At 70.5% G+C, this 24,819-nt stretch carries 18 protein-coding genes and 1 pseudogene; 9 read left to right on the forward strand and 10 right to left on the reverse strand.

The window, feature by feature from the left end:
• Positions 1-50 precede the first annotated feature (50 nt).
• From ACFV20_RS29350 to ACFV20_RS29360, 3 genes are all read left to right on the forward strand, one after another.
• Entirely contained in the window at positions 51-530 is a 480-nt protein-coding gene (locus ACFV20_RS29350; RefSeq protein ID WP_385661834.1) for an NUDIX domain-containing protein, read from the forward strand.
• 54 nt (positions 531-584) lie between these two features.
• On the forward strand, positions 585-1,385 hold the full coding sequence (locus ACFV20_RS29355) for a 3-hydroxybutyrate dehydrogenase (RefSeq protein ID WP_385661837.1): 801 nt from the start codon (positions 585-587) through the stop codon (positions 1,383-1,385).
• 75 nt (positions 1,386-1,460) lie between these two features.
• Entirely contained in the window at positions 1,461-3,365 is a 1,905-nt protein-coding gene (locus ACFV20_RS29360) for a helix-turn-helix domain-containing protein (RefSeq protein WP_385661840.1), read from the forward strand.
• Between the two features lie 64 nt (positions 3,366-3,429).
• On the opposite strand, the gene ACFV20_RS29365 is transcribed toward ACFV20_RS29360, so the two are convergent.
• Entirely contained in the window at positions 3,430-4,818 is a 1,389-nt protein-coding gene (locus ACFV20_RS29365) for an MFS transporter (protein WP_385661843.1), read from the reverse strand.
• A gap of 344 nt (positions 4,819-5,162) precedes the next feature.
• On the opposite strand from ACFV20_RS29365, the gene ACFV20_RS29370 reads away from it, so the two are divergent.
• Positions 5,163-5,789, forward strand: a complete 627-nt coding sequence (locus tag ACFV20_RS29370) for a TetR/AcrR family transcriptional regulator (RefSeq protein WP_385661926.1) — start codon at positions 5,163-5,165, stop codon at positions 5,787-5,789.
• A gap of 110 nt (positions 5,790-5,899) precedes the next feature.
• Here ACFV20_RS29370 and ACFV20_RS29375 read toward each other — a convergent pair whose 3' ends face one another.
• The 4 genes from ACFV20_RS29375 to ACFV20_RS29390 are packed head-to-tail and all read right to left on the reverse strand — an operon-like array spanning position 5,900 to position 10,572.
• A complete protein-coding gene (locus ACFV20_RS29375; RefSeq protein WP_385661846.1) occupies positions 5,900-7,267 on the reverse strand; it encodes an amidohydrolase family protein in 1,368 nt (455 codons plus the stop codon).
• Positions 7,268-7,287: 20 nt separating this feature from the next.
• Positions 7,288-8,817, reverse strand: a complete 1,530-nt coding sequence (locus ACFV20_RS29380) for an FAD-dependent oxidoreductase (RefSeq protein WP_385661849.1) — start codon at positions 8,815-8,817, stop codon at positions 7,288-7,290.
• Positions 8,814-9,719 (reverse strand): alpha/beta fold hydrolase, encoded by a 906-nt coding sequence (locus ACFV20_RS29385; RefSeq protein ID WP_385661852.1) that lies wholly within the window; start codon positions 9,717-9,719, stop codon positions 8,814-8,816. Before ACFV20_RS29385 ends, ACFV20_RS29380 begins: the two co-directional genes overlap by 4 nt.
• 19 nt (positions 9,720-9,738) lie before the next feature.
• Positions 9,739-10,572: an alpha/beta fold hydrolase gene (locus tag ACFV20_RS29390; RefSeq protein ID WP_385661855.1), complete on the reverse strand. Its 834-nt coding sequence runs from the start codon at positions 10,570-10,572 to the stop codon at positions 9,739-9,741.
• 271 nt (positions 10,573-10,843) lie between these two features.
• Here ACFV20_RS29390 and ACFV20_RS29395 point away from each other — a divergent pair, with 271 nt between their 5' ends.
• Positions 10,844-11,158 (forward strand): hypothetical protein, encoded by a 315-nt coding sequence (locus ACFV20_RS29395; RefSeq protein ID WP_385661857.1) that lies wholly within the window; start codon positions 10,844-10,846, stop codon positions 11,156-11,158.
• Positions 11,159-11,181: 23 nt separating this feature from the next.
• Here ACFV20_RS29395 and ACFV20_RS29400 read toward each other — a convergent pair whose 3' ends face one another.
• The 3 genes from ACFV20_RS29400 to ACFV20_RS29410 form a co-directional block, all read right to left on the reverse strand.
• A complete protein-coding gene (locus tag ACFV20_RS29400; RefSeq protein WP_385661860.1) occupies positions 11,182-12,762 on the reverse strand; it encodes an MFS transporter in 1,581 nt (526 codons plus the stop codon).
• Positions 12,763-12,829: 67 nt separating this feature from the next.
• Complete coding sequence (locus ACFV20_RS29405) at positions 12,830-13,303, reverse strand: MarR family winged helix-turn-helix transcriptional regulator (RefSeq protein WP_385661863.1); 474 nt, start codon at positions 13,301-13,303, stop codon at positions 12,830-12,832.
• 393 nt (positions 13,304-13,696) lie between these two features.
• Complete coding sequence (locus tag ACFV20_RS29410; protein WP_385661866.1) at positions 13,697-16,033, reverse strand: SpoIIE family protein phosphatase; 2,337 nt, start codon at positions 16,031-16,033, stop codon at positions 13,697-13,699.
• On the opposite strand from ACFV20_RS29410, the gene ACFV20_RS29415 reads away from it, so the two are divergent.
• Positions 16,034-16,234, forward strand: a complete 201-nt coding sequence (locus ACFV20_RS29415) for a hypothetical protein (RefSeq protein WP_385661868.1) — start codon at positions 16,034-16,036, stop codon at positions 16,232-16,234.
• Positions 16,235-16,538: 304 nt separating this feature from the next.
• On the opposite strand, the gene ACFV20_RS29420 is transcribed toward ACFV20_RS29415, so the two are convergent.
• The gene (locus tag ACFV20_RS29420; protein WP_385661870.1) at positions 16,539-17,561 is read right to left on the reverse strand and encodes a LacI family DNA-binding transcriptional regulator; all 1,023 of its coding nucleotides are present in this window, start codon (positions 17,559-17,561) and stop codon (positions 16,539-16,541) included.
• A gap of 260 nt (positions 17,562-17,821) precedes the next feature.
• Positions 17,822-18,265, reverse strand: a pseudogene (locus ACFV20_RS29425) (cellulose binding domain-containing protein); the annotation flags it as partial.
• 847 nt (positions 18,266-19,112) lie between these two features.
• Between ACFV20_RS29425 and ACFV20_RS29430 the strand changes: the two are divergent.
• The 3 genes from ACFV20_RS29430 (at position 19,113) to ACFV20_RS29440 (ending at position 24,787) form a co-directional block, all read left to right on the forward strand.
• Positions 19,113-20,849: a glycoside hydrolase family 6 protein gene (locus ACFV20_RS29430; RefSeq protein WP_385661873.1), complete on the forward strand. Its 1,737-nt coding sequence runs from the start codon at positions 19,113-19,115 to the stop codon at positions 20,847-20,849.
• Between the two features lie 456 nt (positions 20,850-21,305).
• Positions 21,306-22,433: a cellulose binding domain-containing protein gene (locus ACFV20_RS29435; protein ID WP_385661876.1), complete on the forward strand. Its 1,128-nt coding sequence runs from the start codon at positions 21,306-21,308 to the stop codon at positions 22,431-22,433.
• Between the two features lie 140 nt (positions 22,434-22,573).
• On the forward strand, positions 22,574-24,787 hold the full coding sequence (locus ACFV20_RS29440) for a glycoside hydrolase family 3 N-terminal domain-containing protein (protein ID WP_385661879.1): 2,214 nt from the start codon (positions 22,574-22,576) through the stop codon (positions 24,785-24,787).
• Positions 24,788-24,819: the final 32 nt, after the last annotated feature.

The raw sequence follows: 24,819 nt of genomic DNA on the forward strand, positions 1-24,819 counted from the left end.
CCGTTTGAAGCGCGCCGGGGCGCCGTGAGCGGCCCGTTAGGGTCGATGGCATGGCTACTCCCGACTTCATCCGCACCCTCCGCGCCTCGGCCGGCCGGCAGCTGCTCTGGCTGCCCGGAGTCACCGCCCTCGTCTTCGACGACGAGGGGAGAGTGCTGCTCAACCGCCGGGCCGACACCCGCAGGTGGTCGGTGCTCGGCGGCATCCCCGATCCCGGGGAACAGCCCGCCGCCTGCGCGGTGCGCGAGGTCCGCGAGGAGACGGCCGTCCACTGCGTCGCCGAACGGGTCGTCCTCGTTCAGGCCCTGAAGCCGGTCACGTACGAGAACGGCGACATCTGCCAGTACATGGACATCACCTTCCGCTGCCGGGCCGTCGGCGGCGAAGCACGGGTCAACGACGACGAGTCGCTCGACGTCGCCTGGTTCGACGTCGACGCGCTCCCCGAGCTGGACGAGTTCGGCCTGCACCGGATCAAGCTGGCCCTGTCGGACGCCCCCACATGGTTCGACCCCACTGCCATCAGCTGAACTATGGGGCGTGACCACATGGGGTGGGGACCGGGCGCTGCCTAGGGTCCCCCTATGACCGCGTACCGCGCCCTCCCCACCCCCCACGCCTCCCCGCTCGACCTGGGCGGCCGCACCGCGCTCGTCACGGGCGCCGCCGGCGGCATCGGCCGTGCCTGCGTGCTGCGGCTCGCGGCGGCCGGGGCCAAGGTGAGAGCCGTCGACCGGGACGCGGCGGGCCTGGAGGCCCTGGCCGGCCAGGCTCACGGCCTCGCCGGGACGGTGGAGCCGCACGTTCTCGACCTCACCGACCTCGACGCCGCCGAACTCGCCGCCGCGGGCACCGACGTCCTCGTCAACAACGCCGGTCTCCAACTGGTGCGCCCCATCGAGGAATTCCCGCCCGAGGTCTTCCACACGGTGCTCACCGTGATGCTGGAGGCGCCGTTCCGGCTCATCCGCGGCGCCCTGCCCCACATGTACGGACAGGGGTGGGGCCGCGTGGTGAATGTGTCCTCCGTGCACGGGCTGCGCGCCTCGGCCTACAAATCGGCCTATGTGGCGGCCAAACACGGGCTGGAGGGACTGTCGAAGACCACCGCCCTCGAAGGCGCGCCCCACGGTGTCACCTCGAACTGTGTGAACCCCGCCTATGTGCGCACCCCACTGGTGGAGAAGCAGCTCGCCGACCAGGCCCAGGCACACGGCATCCCCCAGGAACGTGTGCTGTCCGAGGTGCTGCTGCAGGACAGCGCCGTCAAACGGCTCATCGAACCGGAGGAGGTCGCCGAGGCGGTGGCGTATCTCTGCGGCCCGCAGGCCTCCTTCGTGACCGGCACCTCGCTCGTGCTCGACGGTGGCTGGACCGCCCACTGAGCGGCCGCTCCCGTCGGCCCCGGGAGTTGTCCACAGGGCTGACGGGGCGACCCGGTCATGGTGAATCCTGTGAGCATGTCCAGCGATCACACGCAGTCCGCCGAAGTGCCGTTCCTCGAGCTCCTGGCCAGGGGCGCGTCGGCCGACGCCTACGAGCAGCCGGAGCTGCTCGCACGGGCCGAGGGGCGCCCGGCGGAGTGGATCGCCGCGCTCCGGCAGGCCAAGCCGCTCGCCCTGCGCGTCCGCGCCGAGCTGGAGGGGCGACGCCGGCGCGAGGCCGAGCTGTCCGCACTGTTCGAGACGGCCCACGACCTCGCCGGGCTGCGCGACCTCGACGCGGTGCTCCAGGCGATCGTCCAGCGCGCCCGCTCGCTGCTGGGCACGGACGTCGCCTACCTCAGCCTGCACGACACGGAGCGCGGCGACACCTACATGCGGGTCACCGAGGGCTCGGTCGCGGCCCGGTTCCAGCAGCTCAGGCTCGGCATGGGGGAGGGGCTCGGCGGTCTCGTCGCACAGACGGCCCGCCCCTACGTCACCGACGACTACTTCAAGGACGACCGCTTCCAGCACACCCTCACCATCGACGCGGGCGTGCGGGACGAGGGGCTGGTGGCCATCCTCGGTGTGCCGCTGACGCTCGGGCACCACGTCATCGGCGTGCTGTTCGCCGCCGACCGCCGCGCCCGCGTCTTCGAGCGGGAGCAGATCGCCCTGCTCGGGTCGTTCGCCGCCCTCGCCGCGGCCGCCATCGACACCGCGAATCTGCTTGCCGAGACCCGGTCGGCCCTCGCCGGCCTGGAGCGGGCGAACGAGATCATCCGGGACCGCAGCGGCGTCATCGAGCGCGCCTCCGACGTGCACGACCGGCTCGCCGAACTCGTCCTGCGCGGCGGCGGAGTGCACGACGTGGCCGCGGCCGTCTCGGAGATCCTCGACGGCACCGTCGAGTTCGCCGAGGCCGCCGCCGCACCCGCCGCCGCCCTGGAGAAGTCCGGCGCTCAGGGACACGCGGTGCTCCACGAGGACGACTGGATCGCCGCCGTCGCCGCCGGCGGCGAACTGCTCGGCGCACTGGTGCTGCGCGGGCACCCGGGACTCGACCCCGTCGACCAGCGCACTCTGGAGCGGGCCGCAATGGTCACCTCCTTGCTGCTCCTGGCCCGCAGGTCCGCGGCCGAGGCCGAGCAGCGCGTGCGCGGCGAGCTGCTCGACGACCTGCTCGACGCCCGTGCCCGTGACCCGCGCCTGCTGCGGGAGCGCGCGGCGCGGCTCCACGCCGACCTCGACGCGCTGCACGTGGTGCTGGCCGCGCGGTTGGAGGGCGAGCCCACCGATGCCGACCAGGAGGCGGACGCCCGCAGACGCCTGGCGGCGGCGGCCTCCCACCTGGCGGCGACCCGGCACGGCCTGGCGGCCGCCCGCGACGGGGGCACCGTCCTGCTGCTGCCCCTCGGGCCCGGCGACACCGCGACCGATCTGGCCCGTCGCGCGGCCCGGCACCTGGGCACAGCGGTCCACGCGACGGTCACGGTCGGCGCCTCCGCTCCCGCCGAGGACCTCGCCGACCGCCCGGGGGCCGTGGCCACGGCCTACGCGGAGGCCAACCGCTGCCTTGAGGCCCTGCGGGTCCTGGGCCGCCGCGGGGACGGGGCGGCCGCCGAGGACTTCGGGTTCCTGGGGCTGCTCCTGGCCGGCGACCGGGACATCCCGGGCTTCGTCGACCGCACCATCGGCGAGGTCGTCGCCTACGACCGCCGACGCGGCACGGAACTGCTGCGCACCCTGGACGCGTACTTCACCTGCGGCATGAGCCCCGCCCGCACCAAGGACGAACTGCACGTCCATGTGAACACGGTCGCCCAGCGCCTGGAGCGCGTGGGGCGCCTCCTCGGCGACGACTGGCAGAGCCCGGCCCGGGCCCTGGAGATCCAACTCGCGCTGCGCCTGCACCGTTTGTCGGCGCCGGCACAGCACTGACCCCCGTACGCGGGACGCACGGGGGCCGGTGGTGGCCGCGGCGCGGCCACGGGTTCCTGACGGATCACACGGTCCGGGCGTCCTCCACGGCCGCCGCCCGGCCGGGCTCCTGACCGGCGGGGACAGCCACGTCGGCCAGGTCGCGGTGGCGGGTCTCCTTGGCCGCCGCCACCGCGACGACCGTGAGCACGGCGGCGGCGATCACGTAGAGGGCGATCGGTGTGGAACTGCCGTAGTCGGACAGCAACGCGGTGGCGATCAGCGGGGCGGGCGCGCCCGCCGCGACCGAGGCGAACTGGGCGCCGATCGACGCACCGGAGTAGCGCATCCGCGTCGCGAACATCTCGGAGAAGAAGGCGGCCTGGGGCGCGTACATCGCCCCGTGCAGGACCAGGCCGACGGTGACGGCGAGGATCAGGCTGCCGAAACCCCCGGTGTCGATCAGCGAGAAGAACGGGAACATCCACAGCCCGACGCCCACCGCGCCCAGCAGATACACGGGCCGCCGGCCGATCCGGTCGGACAGCGCGCCCCATGCCGGGATGACGGCGAAGTGCACGGCCGAGGCGATCAGCACCGCGTTCAGCGCGGTCTGCTTGGAGACGCCGGCCGAGGTGGTGGCGTAGACGAGGATGAACGCGGTGATGACGTAGTAGCTGATGTTCTCCGCCATCCGCGCCCCCATCGCGACCAGGACGTCACGCCAGTGGTGCCGCAGCACGGAGACGAGCGGCAGCTTCTCGGCCTCCGCCGCGGTGTCGGACCTGCGGGCCTCGGCCGCCGCCAACGCCTGCTTGAACACGGGCGATTCATCGACGGACAGACGAATCCACAAACCGACGATCACCAGCACCCCGGAGAGCAGGAACGGCACCCGCCAGCCCCAGCTGCCGAACGCGGCGTCCGACAGCAGGGCCGTGAGCAGGGACAGCACACCGGTGGCGAGGAGCTGCCCCGCCGGCGCGCCGGTCTGCGGCCACGAGGCCCAGAATCCGCGCCGTCGCGCGTCGCCGTGCTCCGACACCAGCAGCACGGCACCGCCCCACTCACCGCCGAGTGCGAACCCCTGGACCAGCCGCAGCACGGTGAGCAGGACCGGCGCCGCGGTTCCGATGGAGGCGTGCGTGGGCAGCAGCCCGATGGCGAAGGTCGCCCCGCCCATCAGCAGCAGACTCAGCACCAGCAGCTTCTTGCGCCCGAGCCGGTCGCCGTAGTGCCCGAACACCAGCGCGCCCAGGGGCCGGGCGGCGAACCCGACCGCGTACGTCAGGAACGACAGCAGGGTGCCGACGAGCGGGTCGGAGTCCGGGAAGAACAGCTTGTTGAACACGAGGGCCGCGGCGGAGCCGTAGAGGAAGAAGTCGTACCACTCGATGGTGGTGCCGATGAGGCTGGCGGCGACGATGCGCTTGAGGTTGCCCGGGGGCGGGGGAGCGGTGGTTGATGATGCCATGTGCGCCACTTCCTCGTGTGCGGTGGGGACGGGTGGGTGTTCGCACACCGTAGGAAGGCGCAGGTCAGGCGCACATGTGGTGGGGCAACATAGTTCAGGGTGTGGTTGTGCGTGGGGCCACCATGCCTGCCCATGAGTCATGGAGTCCGCCGCGGTCTGCAAGGTCTGTGGCGACGAGGTCTGTGCAGACGGGAATTCGGCCACCGCGTGCCGGGAAACGATCACGCCTTCGGGCCGATCGGCGACCTCCGTATCGGCTACGGCGTTACTGTTATGGTCTGGTCAAGGAGGTGGGACGTTCCGTGGTGGACCCTGCGGCTCGGCGTTCTCCGGGGCGGCCACCGGTGCCGTTGGAACGCATCGTCGCTACAGCACTGCAGATCGTGGATGAGGACGGCTCGGACGCGCTCTCGATGCGGACGCTGGCCCAACGTCTGGGTTCGGGCACGGCGACGCTGTACCGGCACTTCGACAACCGGGCGGCGTTGGTCGCCCATGTCGTGGACCGCATGTTCGGCAGCGTGGAGCTGAACGGCGACGAACTCGCCGCTCTGGGCTGGGAACGGGCACTGCGGACGGTCGCGCACACCATGTTCGCCGCCTTGGCCCGGCACCGTAACGCGGCGCGCCTGCTGGTCGAGCAGATTCCCTTGGGACCCAACGCCATGGCACTGCGGGAGCGCTGCGTCGCGGTGTTGCTCGACTGTGGCTTCACACCGCGGGTCGCCGCGTACGCGTTCGCGACCCTGGCCCGCTATGTCCTCGGGTTCGCCGTACAGGTCAACGGGCATGGCGGCGCGGGACAGCCCGCCGACGCACCGTCGGCGGCCGTCTTTCGTGGCGTGGATCCCGACCTGTTCCCGGCCACCGTCACCGTTGCCGGGGTGTTGCCCGTGCCGATCGAGGACGAGTTCTCCTTCGGTCTCGAGCTTCTTCTCAGCGGGCTGGCCCGCCTGCGCGACGAGGCCTGACAGAGCGGCGCGATCAGCCCGAAGAGATCAGCGACGCATTTGCTCCTTCGGCCGGATCCCGTTCAACGGCCAGAGGCAGCTCCGCAGAGGTGAGCATGTCCCGACAGCGTTCAGCCCTCTTTGCCTGCGTGCCCGATGCTGCGCAACAGTCGCTCTCCCGACTCGCGGAGCTGGTCCTTGACCTCGTCGAACCGCGATGTGAGCAGGGCGTGATCGCGTTTGCGCCAGGTGCCGGCGACCATCACGGCTTCGATGTTGGCGATGTCGGCGTGCAGGGCCGTGGCGACCGGATCGTGTGCCGGCCACAGGTTGAGGGCCCGGGCGTCGACGGCCACCAGGTCGGCCTGCATGCCCGCCTCGATCCGGCCGACCCGGTCGGCGAGGCCCAGGGCCCTCGCGCCTTCCACCGTGGCCCAGGTCAGGGCCTGCTTGGCGGTGACCGAGTGGGTGTTGGCGTGCAGGCCTGTCGTCTGTCGGTGCTGGGCGTGGTTCAGGCTGCGCTGGTGGGCCAGGGCGATGCGGGCGGCCGTGAGGACGTTGCCGGGCACGGCGGTGTCGATGTCGGTGCCCAGGGAGGGCGCCGTGTCCAGGCGCAGCAGTGACCCGGTGATGGGTGTTCCGTGTCCTTGGCCCAGTTCGTTCTCCGGGGTGCTGGTGAAGGTGACGCCTGCTTCGACGAGCGTCTTGATCCAGTCGTCGGGCAGGTCCACCCCGTGCACGATGTTGGTCAGCGGGCTGAAGAGTCCGGCGGCGCGCACGGCTTCCCAGCCGGGAGAGGGTTCGCCCCCGCTTTGGTGCATCGAGACGACGAGGCCGCGTTCCGCACCGGCTCGGAAATCGGCCAGCGCGGTGTCGGGCGAGGAGTATTGCGGCCCCTGCAGTGCCATGCCCAGGGTGAGGAGCGCGCGGTTGCGGACGGGTCCGTCGAGCAGCCGGTCGATCTCGGTGAGGGGGTGAGCGGTGTCCGGCGACCGGTAGGCCGTGCCGTGCAGGAACACGGCCCGGATCCCGGCGTGGGCCAAGCCCTCGACGGCGGCGTCGGCGTGTTCGGAGGAGCGGGCGTTGTGACACCAGTCGCCGAGCGTGGTCGTACCGCAATTGAGCTGGTTCATGGCGCCGACCAGATTGCTGATGTGCAGGTCGGCCGGGGTGTAGTGGCCGGCACACGCGCCGTGGAGGTGGGTGAGGTACTCCACCAGAGTCCAGTCGGCGCCCACGGAGCGCAAGGCGGTCTGCCAGGTGTGCAAGTGGGCGTTGACGAGGCCGGGGATGACGATGCGGCCGGGGAAGTCGACGACTTCGGCGTCGGATGCCTCGATGTTCTCGCCGACGGCGGCGATACGGTCGCCGTCGACGAGGATGTCGGCATGCTCGGCGTCGGGACGGCCCGGCGTCATCGTGATGACCTGCGCCCCGCGCAGCAGTACGCGGCTCATGCGGTGACCCCCGAACGGGAACATGTCTGGCTGGTGGGACATGGGGTGCGGCTCCTCGCTTCTCATGGCGTCATCGCCCGCGCGGCGGATTGTGTGGTGGTGAGGAAGTCCCGAGTGGCGATGTGCCCGATGTAGCCGTCGGGACGGATCAGCAGGAGGGTGTCGCCGGTCAGGCCGTAAGCGTCCTTCAGCGTGTTCTCCGGGTCGAGGAAGCCGAGTCCGTCGGTCGCGCTCGTCCCGACCGTCAGCCGCTTCAGCTGAGCGCCGGCCGTCGGCCAGGAGAGCAGTTCCAGGTCCCGGGCGGCATCCGGTCCGTAGGCGATGGCGGTGAAGAACGGCCCGCGGAAGGCGTCGAACAGCCGGGTCCCGGTTCCGTCGGCGCCGAGCAGTTCGGCGTCCGGCGCGCGGTCGCCCGCACGCAGTGTCCCGGTGCGCATCCCGTCGGCGGGGGCGAGCGGGCCGCCGTAGTACGTCAGGGCGAGCTGCTGCTCGTCCTTGCCTCGCTTCATGCTCGACGGGTCGAGCTTGGCGATGCCCCCCCACTTGTCCGTGGACAGGCCCAGGACCCCGGCGGCGATCGGCTGCCGCTCGGCCTCGTAGGTGTCGAGCAGCGCGGCGTCCGCCCCGGCGAGGACCTGGCCGAGCTTCCAGCCGAGGTTGTAACCGTCCTGCACGCCGGTGTTCAGGCCCTGGGCGCCGGCCGGGGTGTGGACGTGCGCGGCGTCACCGGCGAGGAAGACCCGCCCTCGGCCGTAACGCTCCGCCAGGCGGATGTTGGGCCGGAACACCGACGTCCAGTGAATGTCGTGCAACTGGATGCCCCGGTTGCGGGTGTGCTGGTGGATCCGCTGGACGATGCCGTCCTTCTCGGCAGGCGGTTGCTCGTCCGGGGTGAGACGGATCATCCACTGGAACATGTCACTGTGCGGGAGCGGGCAGGCGCCGATGAATTTGCCGCCCCGGCCGGGCCACATGTGCCACCGGTTGCGGGCCAGACCGGCCACCGAGGCGTCGACGATGAGCATCCGGTCGCTCTCGTCCGTGGTCCCCACGAAGCCGATGCCGAGCCGCTTGCGCACCGCGCTGGAACCACCGTCGGCGCCCACGACGTATCGGGTGACGATCTCCTCCGTGCCGTCCGCGCTCCCCACCGTTGCGACCACCGCGTCCTCGTGCTGCGTCAGGTCGGTCAGTTCCGTGCCGAACTCGATCTCGTGGCCGAGCGCGCTGAGCCGGGCGTGCAGTGCGCGGTCCGTGCGGAACTGAGGGATCAGCCAGGTGTTCGGGTACGGGACGTCCGGAGTCGCCTCCCTGTGGGTGAACATCCTCCACGGCACGGCCAGGGGGCCGGCATGGATGCCGAGCTTGGGGTACGCGCTGCCGCCCGCCAGCACGTCGGGCAGGGCGCCCAGGTCTTCGAGGACTTCGAGGCTGCGGGGCTGGACGCCCTTGGCCCGGGAGCCGTCGAAGGCATGGGGAGACCTGTCGATGATCCGTACATCGAGCCCCCGGCGCACGAGGTCGATCGCCGCGGTGGTGCCCGAGGGGCCCGCACCGACGACCAGGACGTCGATGACCTCCGGGTTGTTCACGAGTCGAGCCTCTCGCTCTGTGCGGTCACGAACGGGGCGATCTGGTCCGCGACGTTGTGGGGCTGTTCGAACGGGGCCATGTGCCCGCATTCCGGGATCACGTGATGGTGACGGGGCTTCAGCAAGGCGCGTGCCGTGTCGAAGTGGACCAGTGGCGTGACGTTGTCCTCGTCGCCCCAGAGGAGCAGCGTCGGGATGTCCAGCGTCCCGGTCCGGCGGAAGAGATCGTCACGGCCGGAGATGGGCAGGTGCTGCAGCGTGTCGAAGACCGCGTACAGCGAACCCTCGAATCGGAAGGAGTCGAGGACCATCTCCGTCAGTGTCGCGCCGAGTCCGGGGTCGCGGACGTTGTGCCCGAGGTGATCGCGGAGTATCCGACGTCCGCGTCGCCGGGCGACAAGGCCGGCGAGCAGGTCGCTGCGCAGCAGCCGGTGCGGGGAGGTCAGTCGCGGTTTCGCGAGGCCGGCGGGGCCGACGACGGTGAGTGTGGACACCGCCGCTCGGTGCTGGGCGGCGTAGGTCATGGCGATCAACGCGCCCATGGAGGTACCGACGAGGTGCAGCGGCCGCGGGGTCAGGCCGAGCCGGTCCGTGAGCTCGGACAGCTGCCGCGCGAACAGACCCTCGTCGTAACGGGCCCGCACCCGGTCCGAGTAGCCCCGGCCGTACGCGCTGCAGGTCAGGGTCCGGAGCCCGCGGGCGTGCAGTTCGGCGACGAGACCGTCCCAGTAGAACAGCGGGACGGTCAGTCCGCCCGCCATCACGACCACGTCGGCCTCCTCCGGGCCGGTCAGTTCGTAGTGCGTGACGCCGTCCGACAGCTCGATGAAACTGCCGCGCAGGGCCTGCCGCGAGTCGGCGGTGAGCCGTAGGTCCTCGCCGGACGCGACGAAGTACTTCATGGAGCGGGCCTCCTCGGCCTCAGTGCGTGGGGGTGTCGGTGGTGGAGCCGAGGAACTGCGCGATCGCGTCCGCGACCCACCGCGGTTCCTCTTCCGGCAGCAGGTGACCGCCGTGCGGATGCACCAACTCCTCGGCGCCGGGGATGTCGCGTGTGAAGTGCTGACCGTCGATGCCGGCGCTGCGCAGCACGAGTGTGGGAACCGCGATGCGGGGGATCTGCGCTGAACGGTCGGGCTGGTCGGTATTGCAGAAGTCGACGAACGCCGAGCGGTTCCCGGGCCTGCTCATGAGCTGGTGGGCGCGGTCCACCATGGCGTCGTCCACGACCGTGGAGCTCGGGCCGACGGTCGCGCGCAGGTTGCGCTCGATGGCGCCGCGCGGCATCACGCGCCGCAACAGGGGGCGCAGCAGCGGGTTCCGGGCCAGGCGCATGCCCGTCGGCACTGTCTTCTCCGGGTAGCCGGTGGCATTGACCAGCACCAGGCCGGTCAGTCGCTCCGGGTGGTCCAGCGCGAGGTTCCAGGCGATGTTGCCGCCCAGTGAGTTGCCGACCACCGCGCAGCGGGGCACGGCCAACGCCTCCAGGAAGCCCGCCACCGTCGCGGTGTAGGCCGGGACGCGGTAGTCGCGGTCCGTGCTCGGGCCGGTCAGGCCGAACCCCGGCAGGTCGGGGCGGATGACGTCGAACGACTCCGACAACAGGTCCGCCGCACGGTCGAAGTGCTGAAGCGACGACGCGCTGCCGTGCAGCAGTACGAGCGCCGGCCCTTGACCGGCGCGTTTGTAGTGCATCCGCAGCCCGTTCACCACGACGAACCGGGAATCGGACTGCGGCTCAGACCAGGTACTCATAATGGATACACTGTTACCGATAAGTGGGCGTGTCAAGTGCGGGGTGTGGTGCGGTGACTGTCGAAGGCCGCAGGGGCCCGGAGCCGTGCACGCGTTTCGCCACCCATGGGCACCGACACCAGCGCCGGGTCGCCGTCGCGGAGGAGGGGGGACTTGCGGCCCGGTCCCCTGCGTGCGCCTCGCTGAGGGAATTGATCCGCTCCGGCGACGGACTCGGCGTGCTCCTTGCGCGCCGGGGGTCGCAACGCCCGGCTTCCCGACGGCTCCTCACATGCCCGAGGTGCGGCTGCCGCCGCCGCTCGAGCCGCCCAGCGTGCGGGACTTCGTGCGCTTCGAGAAACGCGTGTGGGTGGTGGGGCGGCCCGTGCGAGGCGTCATCGGGGTGACCGAAGCCTGGTCGGCCGCCCCGACGTGCTGCTTCACCAACCCTTACGCCGTCAGGCCGCCGCCCTCATCGGTCGGCAGGGACGGGACCCGACGCCGGGGCAGACTCGCGACCACATCACCGGCCACGGTCACCGCCGACGAGTTGGAGCCGTACCGCGACCTCGAGGGATTTCTGCGCCTGGCGCCGACCGCCTCGTGAACGGCGAGGTCGTCGACGAGGACCTACTGTCCGGCCGGCTGCCGCCCGGTCACGCCCACAGCCGCCCCCACCGCGCCCACGACGCACAGCACACCGGCGACCAGTACCGACGTATGCACGCCGTTCATGAAAGCCTGGTGGCTTCCCTCGACCACGGAGGCCTTCAGCTGGGTCGGCGTCTCCCCCGATACCGGCGCGACTCCCATCGCCACGGCGTCCTTCGCCTCGCTCAGGCCCCGTGCGGCCTGCACCGGTACTCCTGCCCCGGTCAGTTCGCCGGTCAGAGTCGAGCCGACCCTGCTGCCGATGAGCGACACCAGCACCGAGGTGCCGAGCGCGCCACCGACCTGAAGCGCGGTCGACTGGAGCCCGCCCGCGACCCCGCCGTCCTGCACCGGCGCGTTGCCGACGACGGCGTCGGACGAGGACGCCATCACCATGCCCACGCCCAGGCCGAGCGCGATGAACGGCGGCCACGTGGCGGTGTACGACGACTCCGTGCTCCACCCCAGCATCGCGAAGCAGGCGACGGCCTGGAGCGCCATGCCGAGCGGCATGGTCAGACGTGGGCCGAACCGCGCTGTGAGCGCCGCGCCCAGCGGGGACGCCACGACCGAGGCGAGGCTCAGCGGCAGGGTGCGCACACCGGCCTCGACGGGGGAGAAACCGCGCACGTTCTGGAGGTAGAGCATGACGAAGAAGATCACCCCGAGCAGCACGAAGAAGTTCAGGGCGGTGATGACGGTGCCGATGGTCAGAGCCGGGTTGCGGAACAGGCGCATGGGCAGCAAAGGCGCGGCGGTCCGGGTCTCGTGGAGACCGAAGAGCAGCAGGATCACGACACCCGCCGTCATCGCGCCCAGCGTGCCACTCGCATTCCAGCCCCACGTCTCGCCCTTGACGACGCCGAACACGACGGCGAGCAGCCCCAGCGCGAGCAGGATGACGCCTACGACGTCGAAGCTCTCGTCGGAGGCCGCGGCGTTCTTGCTCTGCGGCAGGACGACGGCGCTGAAGGCGAGCGCGAGGACTCCGATGGGGGCGTTGACGTAGAAGACGGACTCCCAGTTCACGTGCTGGACGAGCAGTCCGCCGACAATGGGGCCGAGGGCGGTGGAGACCGAGGAGACCATCGCCCAGATGCCGACCGCCATGCCGAACTTCCGCGGCGGGAACACCGCCCGCAGTATTCCCAGCGTGTTGGGCATCAGCAGGGCTCCGAAGAAGCCCTGCACGGCCCGGAAGGCGATGACGCCCTCGATGGACCCGACCAGCCCGATGGCGACGGACGCGAGGGTGAAGCCCGCGACGCCGACCAGGTAGAAGGTGCGGCGGCCGAACCGGTCGCCGAGCTTGCCGCCGAGGATCAGCGTGGCGGCGAGGGCCAGCAGATAGGAGTTGGTCACCCACTGGAGATCGGCCGTCGAGGCGTTGAGGTTCCGGCCGATCTCGGGATTGGCGATCGAGACGACCGAGCCGTCGAGACCGACCATGAACAGGCCGAACGCGACGGCGATCAGCGTCAGCCAGGGCTTGGCGCGCAGACCGCGCGGCCGGTCGGTGGCCGGGAGAGGGGTGGGCGGAGAGGTGGTGATGGAGGGCATACGGCAGTGCCTGTCTTCGTCAGAAAAATCCTGGATGCGGGGGCGGCGGCCTGAGGGCGCCGCCCACTCAGCGCGAGGGGCGGTGCAGCTGCTCGGTGAGTGACTGGAGCGCGCCCAACGCGGCGCCGAGGGCGTCCAGTTCGCCGTCGGTGAGGGAGCGCAGCGCATGCCCGAGATGGGCCCCCACCAGGTCCGTGACCTCCACGAGCCGCTGCTGGGCGGTATGAGTGAGGTGCAGGTGGGCGACGCGCTTGTCGGCGGGGTCCTGCCGGCGTTCCAGCAGCCCGTGCTCGGTCATCTGGCTGACCAGCGCGCTGACGTTGTTCGGTTTCATGCGCAGCGCCTCGGCGGCCGCGCGCACGGTGACCCCGTCATGGGCCTCGACATGGCGCAGCAGTGCGAGCTGGGCCTCGGGGGGCTTGGGGTGCGGGAAGTCCTGTCCGACCTGCCGGTCGAGCGCCCGGTGCAGCGCGGGCAGGCACGTCGCGAGGGCAGCGGCCACATGGCTGATGTCCTGCGCGGACGCGCTGTACCGAGGCATGTCCGCCACTATAGGTATGGAGAGATACCTATGTCAAAGGACTTAATTGAGGGGCCCGGAGTGGGGACCCGTATGTGCCGCGCATGGTCGACGGTGGCTCCGGACGCCGTCTCGACGGCAGATCGTCATGTCTGACGTCGAAGACGCCGGTGCCGGCACTGACCCGGTGGAAGAGTCCGGTCTGCATCGCGACTCGAGTTCGACCGCTCACGCGGGGTGCACCTGACGTGCGGGCGGACAGCGCCGGATCCCGTGCTCGGGCCAAGGGTGCATCCGGGCGGGCGGGGGAGAGTGGAGACGGGTGTACTGCGACGACCGAAGGTCACCGCCGAGGCCGCCGCACCGCGGTCCAGGACACCGAAGCGTGCGGTCGTCGGCGGGCCTTGGACGAGGTCAGTCCTGCGGAAGCGGCTGCTCGGCCCAGATCGTCTTGCCACGTCCTGTCTGCCGGCTTCCCCAGCGATGGGTGAGCTGGGCGACCAGCAGCAGTCCGCGGCCGCCCTCGTCGAAGGCATGGGCCCGGCGCAGATGCGGTGAGGTGGAGCTGCCGTCGGAGACCTCGCAGATGAGGGTACGGTCGCAGATCAGCCGGAGCTGGATGGGCGGAGCCCCGTACCGGATGGCGTTGGTGACCAGTTCACTGACGACCAGTTCGGTGACGAACGCCGCCTCGTCCAGTCCCCACGCGGCCAGCTGCTCGGTGGCGGCCTGGCGGGCCGCGGCCACGCTCTCGGGGTCCGCGTTGATGTCCCAGGTCGCGACCTGGTCCGTGCCCAGCGCGCGGGTGCGGGCCAGCAGCAGTGCGACGTCGTCACCGGGCTCCTCCGGCAGCACCGCCTTGAGCACCGTGTCGCACAGCATGTCGAGGGTGCCCGCCGGCGCGGACAGCGCCCGGCACAGCTCGTCGGTGGCGTGATCGACGTCGCGGTCGCGGCCCTCGATCAGACCGTCGGTGTAAAAGGCGAGCACCGAGCCCTCGAGCAGTTCCAGCTCGGTCGCCTCGAAGGGCAGGCCGCCGACGCCGAGGGGTGGACCGGCGGTCATCTCCACCAGCGCCGCGCTGCCGTCGGCCAGCAGCAACGCGGGCGCCGGATGGCCTGCCGCCGCGAGGCTCAGCCGCCGCGACACCGGGTCGTAGACGGCGTACAGGCAGGTCGCGCCGAGCTCCGCGACCTCGCCGCTTGCGTCGGAGGCGAGGTGGGCGACGAGGTCGTCGAGGTGGGTGAGGAGTTCGTCCGGTGGCAGATCCACGTCCGCGAGGGTACGGACCGCCGTGCACAGGCGGCCCATCGTCGCCGTCGAGGGGATGCCGTGCCCGACGACGTCACCGACGACCAGGGCGACCCGGCTGCCGGACAAAGGGATCACGTCGAACCAGTCCCCGCCGATACCGGCCAGCGAATCCGAGGGCAGATAGCGGTGCGCCACCTCGACGGCGGCCTGCCCGGGCAGCCCTCGTGGCAGAAGACTGTGCTGGAGGGCCAGGGCCGTGGCGCGCTCCCGGGCGAACCGCCGGGCGTTGTCGATGCACACGGCGGCGCGGCTGGCGACCTCTTCGGCGAGGACGGTGTCGTCCTCGCCGAAGTCGTCCGGGTTGGCGATCCGCACGCCGACCACGACGCCGAGGGTGGTACCGCGTGCCCGCAGCGGCGCGGCGAGCATCGAGTGCGCGCCCTTGCGGTGGGGGCTGCCCGCGGGGGCGCGCGCGTTGCGCTCGGCGACCCAGCGCACGAAGTCCGGCTCGCCGGCCTGACTGACCACGGCCCGCCCCGCTCGCAAGGCCTTCGCCGACGGTGAAAACGGTGAATAGGTGTCGGTGTCGCCCACAGGTATGGCGGCCTCAGGCGTTCCCTTCGTGCCGGATCCATGCGCGACCCTGCGCAGGACGACATCCCGCGACGGAAGGTCGGGCAGGCTCTCCGCCTCGAAGACCCACTCCAGCAGGTCGACGCTGGCGAAGTCGGCGTACCGGGGCACCAGCAGCTCGACCAGCTCCTCGGCGGTGCGCACCACGTCCAGGGTCGTCCCGATCGAGGCTGCGGCCTCGTCCAGCAGGGCGAGACGCTGCCGGGCCCAGTACTGCTCGGTGCTGTCGAATGACGCAATGCCCACCGCGTGAACCTCACCGTGACCGTCCCGCAGCGGCCACATGTCGGTGGTCCAGGCGTGCTCCCGGTTCAGGGCGGGGGCCCCGGTGAAGCTCTCGTAGCGGACCGGACGGCCTGTGGCGACGACCTGACGCAGATGATCGAGCCAGCCGCGATGCGCTTGGCGGTCCTCCACGCTCTCCGGGAAGTGCTGTCCCAGCAGCGTTTCTTCCGGCACTCCCATGATGCGGCAGGCCGCGTCGTTCAACCGCACATAGTGCTGGGTGGTGTCGAACACCGACATGGGCAGGGAGGCCTGCTGGAAGGCTTGACCCGCCAGCGTCGGCTCCGGCCCGCCGGGGGATTCGACGGTGATCACGTACCCGGACCGCTCCCCGCTCTCACCGAGTACGGCGCAGGCGGTGAGGGAGAGCGGAACGGACGAGCCGTCCCGGTGGCGCAGCACGACGATGCCCGACAGGTTCGCGACCGTGTCCGCCCCGACGTCCTCAGCCAGCAGTTCGCGGGCCGGACGGTTCACAACCTCGCCGACCGTGTATCCCACCAGGTCGCGCGCACCGTCGCTCCAGTCCGTCACCACACCCCGCGTATCGACGATCGCCGCGGCATAGCCCTGTCCCATATGTCCAGCATTGTTCCTCTGGTCGGCCGGGGCAACCGAAACGGCAGGCACTACAACCTGACCACGGCGGAGGGCCCGTTGAGGTCCCCCGTGGTGACGAGCGGTGACGCGCGGCGCCGCTTCCGGTACCGGGCCGTCGAGGGCATGGCCCAGTCCATCGACTTTCACCTGGGCACCATCGACGTGCCGTGCGGGCGCTGAGCCGGAAGCCCGCCGCGACGAGATCCGCGGCGTGGCCGATCCCCTCGAGGCACTCGTCGGAGTTCCGGCCGAACTCCTCCAGGGCGTCCGCCGCGACTGCCTCGAACAGTTCCGTCCTGGAGCCGAAGTGGTTGCAGAAGGAGCCGGAACCGAGGTCCGCGCGCTCGGTGACCGCCTGGATGCCGGCGCGCTGGTGTGCCCGGGTTCGGCGAGTAGCTGCCGGGCGGCGCCGGCCGGTACGGATCGGGTCGGGCCAGGGCGTCGGGCCAGGGCGTCGGGACCGTCGGGAGCGATCTCGAGGTGCTCAGGACGATGCGCGGACCACGAGCTCGGTACGGAGGATGACGTGGCGCCAAGCCATGGACGGCTCCTCCATGTCCTCCAGGAGGATACGGATCATGGCCCGGCCGATATCAGCCAGCGGCTGACGGACCGTGGTCAGAGGCGGGTCGGTGCGCTGGGCAAGGGGAAAGTCGTCGAAGCCGATCACGGCGACGTCCTCCGGAACGCGCCGCCCCGCGACACGCAACGTGTGGAGGGCCCCCGCCGCCGTGGTGTCCGACGCGGTGAGGACGCCGTCGATCTCAGGGTGCCGTGCGAGGAGTTCGGCCATGGCGCGGCGCCCGCTGTCCTCTGTGAAGTCACCCTCGGCGACCATGGACTGTTCGTTCTTCAGGCCCGACAGATTCAGTGCGTCCTGGTAGCCGCGCAGCCGGCATTGGGCGGCGTACATGTCCAGTGGGCCCGTGATGGTGGCGATCGATCTGCGACCCCGCGCCACCAGGTGGGAGACGGCGCTGCGGGCGCCGCCCACGTTGTCAGCATCCACGTAGCTGACGTACTCGTCGCCAGACCGGCGCCCCAGCATCACGGTGGGCAACCGTGCCTCGGCAAGCATGTCCGGCAGCGGGTCTCCCGCGTGTACGGACATCAGCAGCACTCCGTCGACCCGGCCACCGCGTGCATATTCGAGGAAGCGCTGCCGCTCGGCATCCGAGCGGACCAGGGTCAGCATCAACTGCATTCCCGTGTCTGCCAGGGCATCCCCGAGTGAGCCCACGATCTCCGAGAAGAACGGCTCGGCGAAGAGTCTCCAGTCGGGCTCTGTCAGGACGAGGGCGACAGCATCGGCCCCCCGCCCGGCCAGAGAGCGGGCTGCGAGATTCGGGACGTACCCCAGTTCCTCGATGGCACGTTGTACGGCGTGCCGTGTCGACTCCCTCACGCCGGCAGCGTTGTTGATGACGCGCGAGACCGTGCCCCGCCCCACCCCGGCGCGAGCGGCAACCTCTTCCAGTGTCGGCGTGCCGGGGCGTCGCCTGCCCATGACCACCTCCCCCACGAGGTTACCGATCTTACTGGCCGGTGGAACCGGGCATGAGGATTATGCGCATGGCTCATGCTGTATCGGCCAGGAAGACGCGGGGCCTCGTGAGGGCATTGCAGTAGGAGTGGATGAACTGAGAGCACGCCCCGGGAAATGGGAGCGCTCCCTACAGCTCCCCCTTTCGCGCCGCTCGGTGCGCCGCGGCCTCCGTGTCACCGGAGCGGTCCGTGCAGTACGTCAGGGTCTTGGAGTACGTGGCCGGCCGCGGTGGCCGCCAGTGGCACCGCCTGGCCCTGGGGGTGGACGGCGCCCGCGCTCGGGCTGGTCAGCACGGTGATCGGCGGCTGGTGGGCGCCGGTGCAGGGCGTGCCGTTGACCGAGAAGGAGGTGGGCGCGGTGTTGGAGCCGCTGTAGGAGAACTGGGCGCCGGTGGAGACGGCGGCGCCCGCCGCGACCCGCGCGTTGTGGGAGGCGTTCTCCACGGTGATGTTCTGCCCCGACTGCGACCAGGTGCCGTTCCAGCCGTTGCCCAGCTTCTGGTTGCCGGAGTAGGCGTAGGCCAGCGTCCAGCCGTCGATGGCGTCCGTACCGCGGTTGGTGAGGGTCAGGTCCACCGTGAAACCCGAGCCCCAGTCGTTCGTCTTGTAGTCGACACTGCACTGAAGTGCCGCCGCCTGCGCTGTCGGTGAACCGGTGGCCGGCATCGACAGGGGCAGCGCTCATGCGGCCGCCACGGCGGTCCACACCCGCCGAACGGTTCTGCGATTGCGTCCGGGATCCATGAACTGGTTCCTCCTAGCGGCTGGGGCTCGAGGAAGGACAAAGTCTTGGCCAGTGGGAGCGCTCCCATGATGGGGATGAGCATGACAGCGGTCAAGACGCTTGAAGAGTCGAAGGCGGAGAACGGGTCAGTTCCTCGAAAGTTTCGCGGAACCTCTGGGCAACCGCGCCGTTCGGCGCTACCTTGCTCGGACCAGTGGGAGCGGTTCCATCAGTCGACGCGCCGGTCAAGGCGCCACACTGCAAGGAGTCGCTCATGCGACACCCCCCACCTCCACTGCTCGCAGCCGTGACAGGCGGCAACGAGCTCGTAGCCTTCGCACACATCGCACCGGGTCACGCATCTGCCGACCCGTAGACGCTGTGAAGAACCAGCCCGGACCGTTTCGCAGGGCACGGCAGGATCCGAGCGTCTCCAGTAGCGGACCGGCACCGACCCACCGCCGGCACGCCGGCAAGCGGCGCGCCGCTCGGACGGGCGTGCCCCTGCGGAAGTCAATACCAGGCGCTCACCGCTCCATCGCCCGCACGCCGTCAACGGCCCCTGCTTGCAGGGGCGTCCCCGGCGGCGCGCGCAAAGGCGTGCGAGTGCCGGCTTCAGCGCGGAGCCGGCACCAGCGCGGAGCCGGCTTCACAGCGGAGCCTCCCCGGCGAACGGAGCCTCGCCGGGCCGGGACCGCGGCGGCGCGACGCCGCGGTACGGCTCCGGGCTGTGCGATCCCCTGCGCGCCGAACCGTCGGACCATCCTCAAGGACAAGGAAGCCTCAGGTATGAGTCGCACCAGGACCTCATTGCTCACCGCCCTAGCGCTCCTCACCGGAACGTCCGGTACCGCGCTCCTCACCGCACCCGCCGGCGCGGCCGCCGCTGCAGCGCCCTGCACCGTGGACTACAAGGTGCAGAACCAGTGGGACACGGGGTTCACCACCGCCGTCACCATCACGAACAACGCCTCTGCCAAGTCGAGTTGGTCGGTGAAGTGGTCGTACGCCGGTAATCAGAGGGTCACCAACGGCTGGAACGCCAAGATCAGTCAGAGCGGTGCCGCCGTCACCGCTTCCAACGAGGGGTACAACGGCGCTCTCGCCACCGGCGGTTCGGTCAGCTTCGGCTTCCAGGGCAGTTACAGCGGCAGCAACGCGATCCCGGCCACGTTCACTCTCGACGGCGTGACGTGCAACGTCGACGACGGAAGCGGTCCGGGCGACGGAGGAGACGGAGGCGACGGGGGAGACAACGGCGGCGGCGCCGACGGGCGACTGGCCAACCCCTACGTCGGAGCCAAGGCCTACGTGAACCCGGAGTGGTCGGCCAAGGCCGCGGCGGAGCCGGGCGGCAGCCGCATCGCCGACGAGCCCACCGCCGTGTGGCTCGACCGCATCGCCGCGATCAACGGTGTGAACGGCGGGATGGGTCTGCGCGCCCACCTCGACGAGGCTCTGAAGCAGAAGGGCTCCGGCGACCTCGTCATCCAGCTGGTCATCTACGACCTTCCGGGCCGCGACTGCGCCGCCCTGGCGTCCAACGGCGAGCTCGGCCCGAACGACCTCGACAAGTACAAGGCCCAGTACATCGACCCCATCGCCTCGATCCTTTCCGAGTCGAAGTACGCCTCCCTCAGGGTCGCCACCGTCATCGAGCCCGACTCGCTGCCCAACCTGGTCACCAACGCCGGCGGGACTCCCACCACCACCGACGCCTGCGTGGCCATGAAGGCCAACGGCAACTATGAGAAGGGCGTCGCCTACGCTCTCGACAAGCTCGGCGCCCTACCGAACGTCTACAACTACATCGACGCCGGCCACCACGGCTGGCTGGGGTGGGACAGCAACCTCGGCCCCGCCGTGCAGGAGTTCCACAAGACCGCCACCACCAACGGCGCGAGCGTGAACGACGTGGCCGGGTTCATCGTCAACACCGCGAACACCAGCCCCACCAAGGAACCCCACTACAAGGTCACCGACTCGGTGAACGGTCAGACGGTTCGGCAGTCGAAGTGGGTGGACTGGAACCAGTACGTGGATGAGCAGTCGTTCGCACTCGCCCTGCGGGACAAGCTCGTCGCGGCCGGCTTCAACTCCGGTCTGGGCATGCTGATCGACACCTCGCGCAACGGCTGGGGTGGTTCCGCACGGCCGGCCGGTCCCGGGCCGAAGACCTCGGTGGACGACTACGTCAACGGCAGCCGCATCGACCGGCGTATCCACGCCGGCAACTGGTGCAACCAGAGCGGTGCCGGCCTCGGCGAGCGGCACACCGCGGCTCCGGCCGCCGGCATCGACGCCTACGTGTGGGTCAAGCCGCCGGGGGAGTCCGATGGCTCCAGCTCCGCCGTCCCCAACGACGAGGGCAAGGGCTTCGACCGGATGTGCGACCCCACCTACGGCGGTAACGCCCGCAACGGCAACAACCCCACCGGTGCACTGCCGAACGCGCCGGTGGCCGGGCACTGGTTCTCCGCCCAGTTCCGCCAGCTCATGCAGAACGCCTACCCGCCCCTGCCGTAACCCTGTGACACGGTGAGTGTCCGCCGGGACCGGCTACGAGCCGGTCCCGGCGGACCGCGACGTGCACCGACGGTGCGACCGGTTGCCTTGCCTCACACACCTCGTGCGGCCTCCGGCCGAGCATCGCTCGTCACGCCCGTGAACGCTTGGAGACGTGTCCGCGGAAGCGCTGAGTGGCCCGGCAGCTCCTCGCATGCTGCGGCCGCGTGGCGGTCACGGCTTCGGGAGCACTTCCCCTGCCCCGCGTGACCGCAGCACCGCTCCGTCTCCCCGCGCCCCGTGAAGCCGGTGGCCCCCGCCCCTTCCCTGCCTTCACCGTTCAAAGGGTTGTCAGGGACATGAGGCGCTTCTACAGTCCCTCATCGAAGCAATGCATGGGAGCGCTCCCAAGGCCCGCTGGCGGGGCGTTCCGAATGTGCGTCACCCTCCCGCTCCACCTCCCGGAGAGGCCCCCACATGCGATCGTCACCACCTCACCCACGCACCGCGCGCACTCTGTTCGGTGTGCTGTTCACGGCTCTCGCCACCCTGACCGCCCTGGTGGCCGTCGCGCCGGCGGCACAGGCCGACACCACGATCTGCCAGCCGTTCGGCTCGACCGTCATCCAGGGACGCTACGTCGTCCAGAACAACCGCTGGGGCACCAGCGCCACGCAGTGCGTCACCGCCACCGGCACAGGCTTCCGTGTCGCTCAGGCCGACGGCTCCGTGCCCACCAACGGCGCCCCGAAGTCGTACCCCTCCGTCTACAACGGCTGCCATTACACCAACTGTTCACCGGGCACGAACCTCCCGGCCCGGATCAACGGCATCAGCAGCGCTCCCAGCAGCATCTCCTACGGCTTCGTCGGTGACGCCTCGTACAACGCCTCGTACGACATCTGGCTGGATCCGACGCCCCGCACCGACGGGGTGAACCGCACCGAGATCATGATCTGGTTCAACAAGGTGGGTTCGATCCAGCCCATCGGCTCCCCGAGCGGCACAGCCTCCGTGGGCGGGCGCAGCTGGCAGGTGTGGACGGGCAACAACGGCTCCAACGACGTGATCTCCTTCGTCGCCCCTTCGGCGATCAGCGGGTGGAGCTTCGACGTCATGGACTTCGTCCGGCACACCGTCTCTCGGGGGATGGCGCAGAACGACTGGTATCTGACCAGCGTGCAGGCCGGTTTCGAGCCGTGGCGGAACGGTGCGGGACTCGCGGTGAACTCCTTCTCGTCGACTGTCAACACCGGGGGCTCGGGAAACCCAAGTGACCCCGGCGACCCGAAGGCGGGCTGCAAGGTGACCTACGTGCCGAACGTCTGGGAAGGCGGCTTCACCACCGACGTCACGATCACCAACAACGGCTCGGCCCCCGTGGACGCCTGGAAGCTGTCCTTCACCCTGCCCGCCGGACAGCGGATCAGCAACGCCTGGAACGCCACCGTTTCCCCCTCCTCCGGGGCGGTGACGGCGAGCGGCCTGGGGCACAACGCGCAGATCGCGCCCGGTGGCAGCCAGACGTTCGGCTTCCAGGCCACCTACAGCGGCTCGTTCGCCAGGCCGGCCGGGTTCAGCCTGAACGGCACCACCTGTACGTGACCCGGCGGGCACGCCGCACCACCTTCCCGCCGGACCGACCCGGGGCCCGCCCTCCACTTCCCATGCCGAAAGGGTGGGCCCCGGGTCAACCATTCCGCTTCCTCGCTCCCTCCGGCAGACCCCCGGAAAGGCCTGACGCCATGAGCCAGAGCCTCGCTCCGTCCTCCCGACGCCCCGCGCTCGTCGCCGCCCTGTGCGCCGCCGCTCTCACCGTGATCGGCCTGACCGGCGCGGCAGCACCCGCTGGCGCCGATGGGCCCGCCGCCTCGACGGGGTCCGAGGCCCTGCCGTACCGGGACCCCGCCCTGCCGGTGGCAGACCGTGTCACCGACCTGCTGTCCCGGATGACGCTCGACGACAAGCTCGGGCAGATGACGCAGATCGAGAAGGACGCCCTCGGGCCGCAGGCAGACCTCGCTTCGTACCGCATCGGTTCGGTGCTCTCCGGCGGAGACTCCACGGTCAGCCCCAACAACGCCCGCACCTGGGCCGACACCTACGACTCACTGCAGCGCACGGCTCTCGGTACCCCACTGGCCATCCCGATGATCTATGGCATCGACGCCGTGCACGGACACAACGCGGTGCGCGGGGCGACGCTCTTCCCGCACAACATAGGTCTCGGCGCCACCCGCGACCCCGCCCTGGTGCGGAGGGTCGGGCACGCGGTCGCCGAGGAGGTCGCCGGCACCGGCATCGACTGGTCCTTCGCCCCCTGTCTGTGCGTGGCCCGCAACGACCGGTGGGGTCGCACCTACGAATCGTTCGGCGAGAAGCCCGAACTTCCCACCTCCATGACGTCGTTCATCACCGGCCTGCAGGGCGAGACCCTGGGCGCCGGTCCCGCCTCGGTGCTCGCCACCGCCAAGCACTACCTGGGTGACGGCGGTACCACCGGCGGCGTCGACCAGGGCAACACGGAACTGTCCGAGGCCGAGCTGCGCGCGATCCACCTACTTCCCTTCCAGGAGGCGGTGCGGCGGGGCGTGGGCTCGGTGATGCTCTCGTACAGCAGTTGGAACGGCGTGAAATCGCATGCCCACAGGTACCTGGTCACCGACCTGCTCAAGGGCGAGCTGAAGTTCGACGGGTTCGCCGTGTCCGACTGGGCCGCCGTCGACCAACTGGACGGGCAGAGCGGCTTCACGGGCGCAGAGATCGCCACGGCCGTCAACGCGGGCGTGGACATGGTGATGGTCCCGCACGACTACAGGAAGTTCCTCGGCCTGCTGCGCGCCGAAGTGACCGCCGGCCGGGTCCCTGTCGCCCGCGTCGACGACGCCAACCGCCGCATCCTCACCAAGAAGTTCCAACTCGGTCTGTTCGAGCACCCGTTCACCGACCGCTCGTACGTGACGGGCGTCGGATCCGCGGAGCACCGGTCGCTCGCCCGCGAGGCCGTGCGCGCCTCGCAGGTGCTGCTGAAGAACGAAGGCGGTGTCCTGCCGCTGGCGAAGAACGCGAAGCTGTTCGTGGCCGGCAAGTCCGCCGACGACATCGGCAACCAGAGCGGCGGCTGGACCCTGGGGTGGCAGGGCCGCAGCGGCCCGGTCACCGAGGGCACCACCATCCTCCAGGGCATCCGGGCCGCCGCCGGCTCCTCTCAGGTCACGTACGAGCGCTACGGCCACGGCATCGACGCCGGCTACTCGGCCGCCGTGGCGGTCGTCGGGGAGACGCCGTACGCCGAAATGCGTGGAGACCGGCCCGGGAGCATGGAACTCGACCAGGAGGACGTGCAGACCCTCGCACGGCTGAAGGCGAGCGGAGTGCCCCTCGTGGTGGTCCTGGTCTCCGGCCGGCCGCTCGACATCGCCTCCCTGCTGCCCGACTGGAAGGCGCTGCTGGCGGCCTGGCTGCCCGGCACCGAAGGGGGCGGAGTGGCAGACGTGCTCTTCGGCGACCACACCCCCACCGGCAAGCTGCCCGTGACCTGGACGCGCAGCGCGTCGCAGCAACCGATCAACGACGGCGACGGCAAGGGACCTCTCTTCCCGTACGGCCACGGCCTGACCTACGGCACGAAACCCGGACCGGGCCCGGATCCGCAGCCCGTGCCCGATACCTGTGTCGCCCGGTTCAGGACCGTGGCGTCCTGGCCCGGCGGCTACCAGGCGGAGGTCACGGTCAAGAACACCGGCACCGGCGCACTCACCGGCTGGTCCGTCGACTGGGACCTGAACGGCTCCACTGTCACCAGCCTCTGGAACGGTTCCTTGTCAGCGGACCGGAATCGGGCCACTGTACGCAACGCCGCCCACAACGGTGCCCTGTCACCGGGCGCCACCACGTCGTTCGGATTCACCGTGGCCGGTCCGGACGGCACGCCGCAACCGCGGTGCACCGGTTCTTGACGTGGTGTCCGGCACCTGGGTCCCTCCCCGGG

The sequence above is a fragment of the Streptomyces sp. NPDC059696 genome (genome assembly GCF_042733745.1).
In the GTDB taxonomy this organism is placed as follows: domain Bacteria; phylum Actinomycetota; class Actinomycetes; order Streptomycetales; family Streptomycetaceae; genus Streptomyces.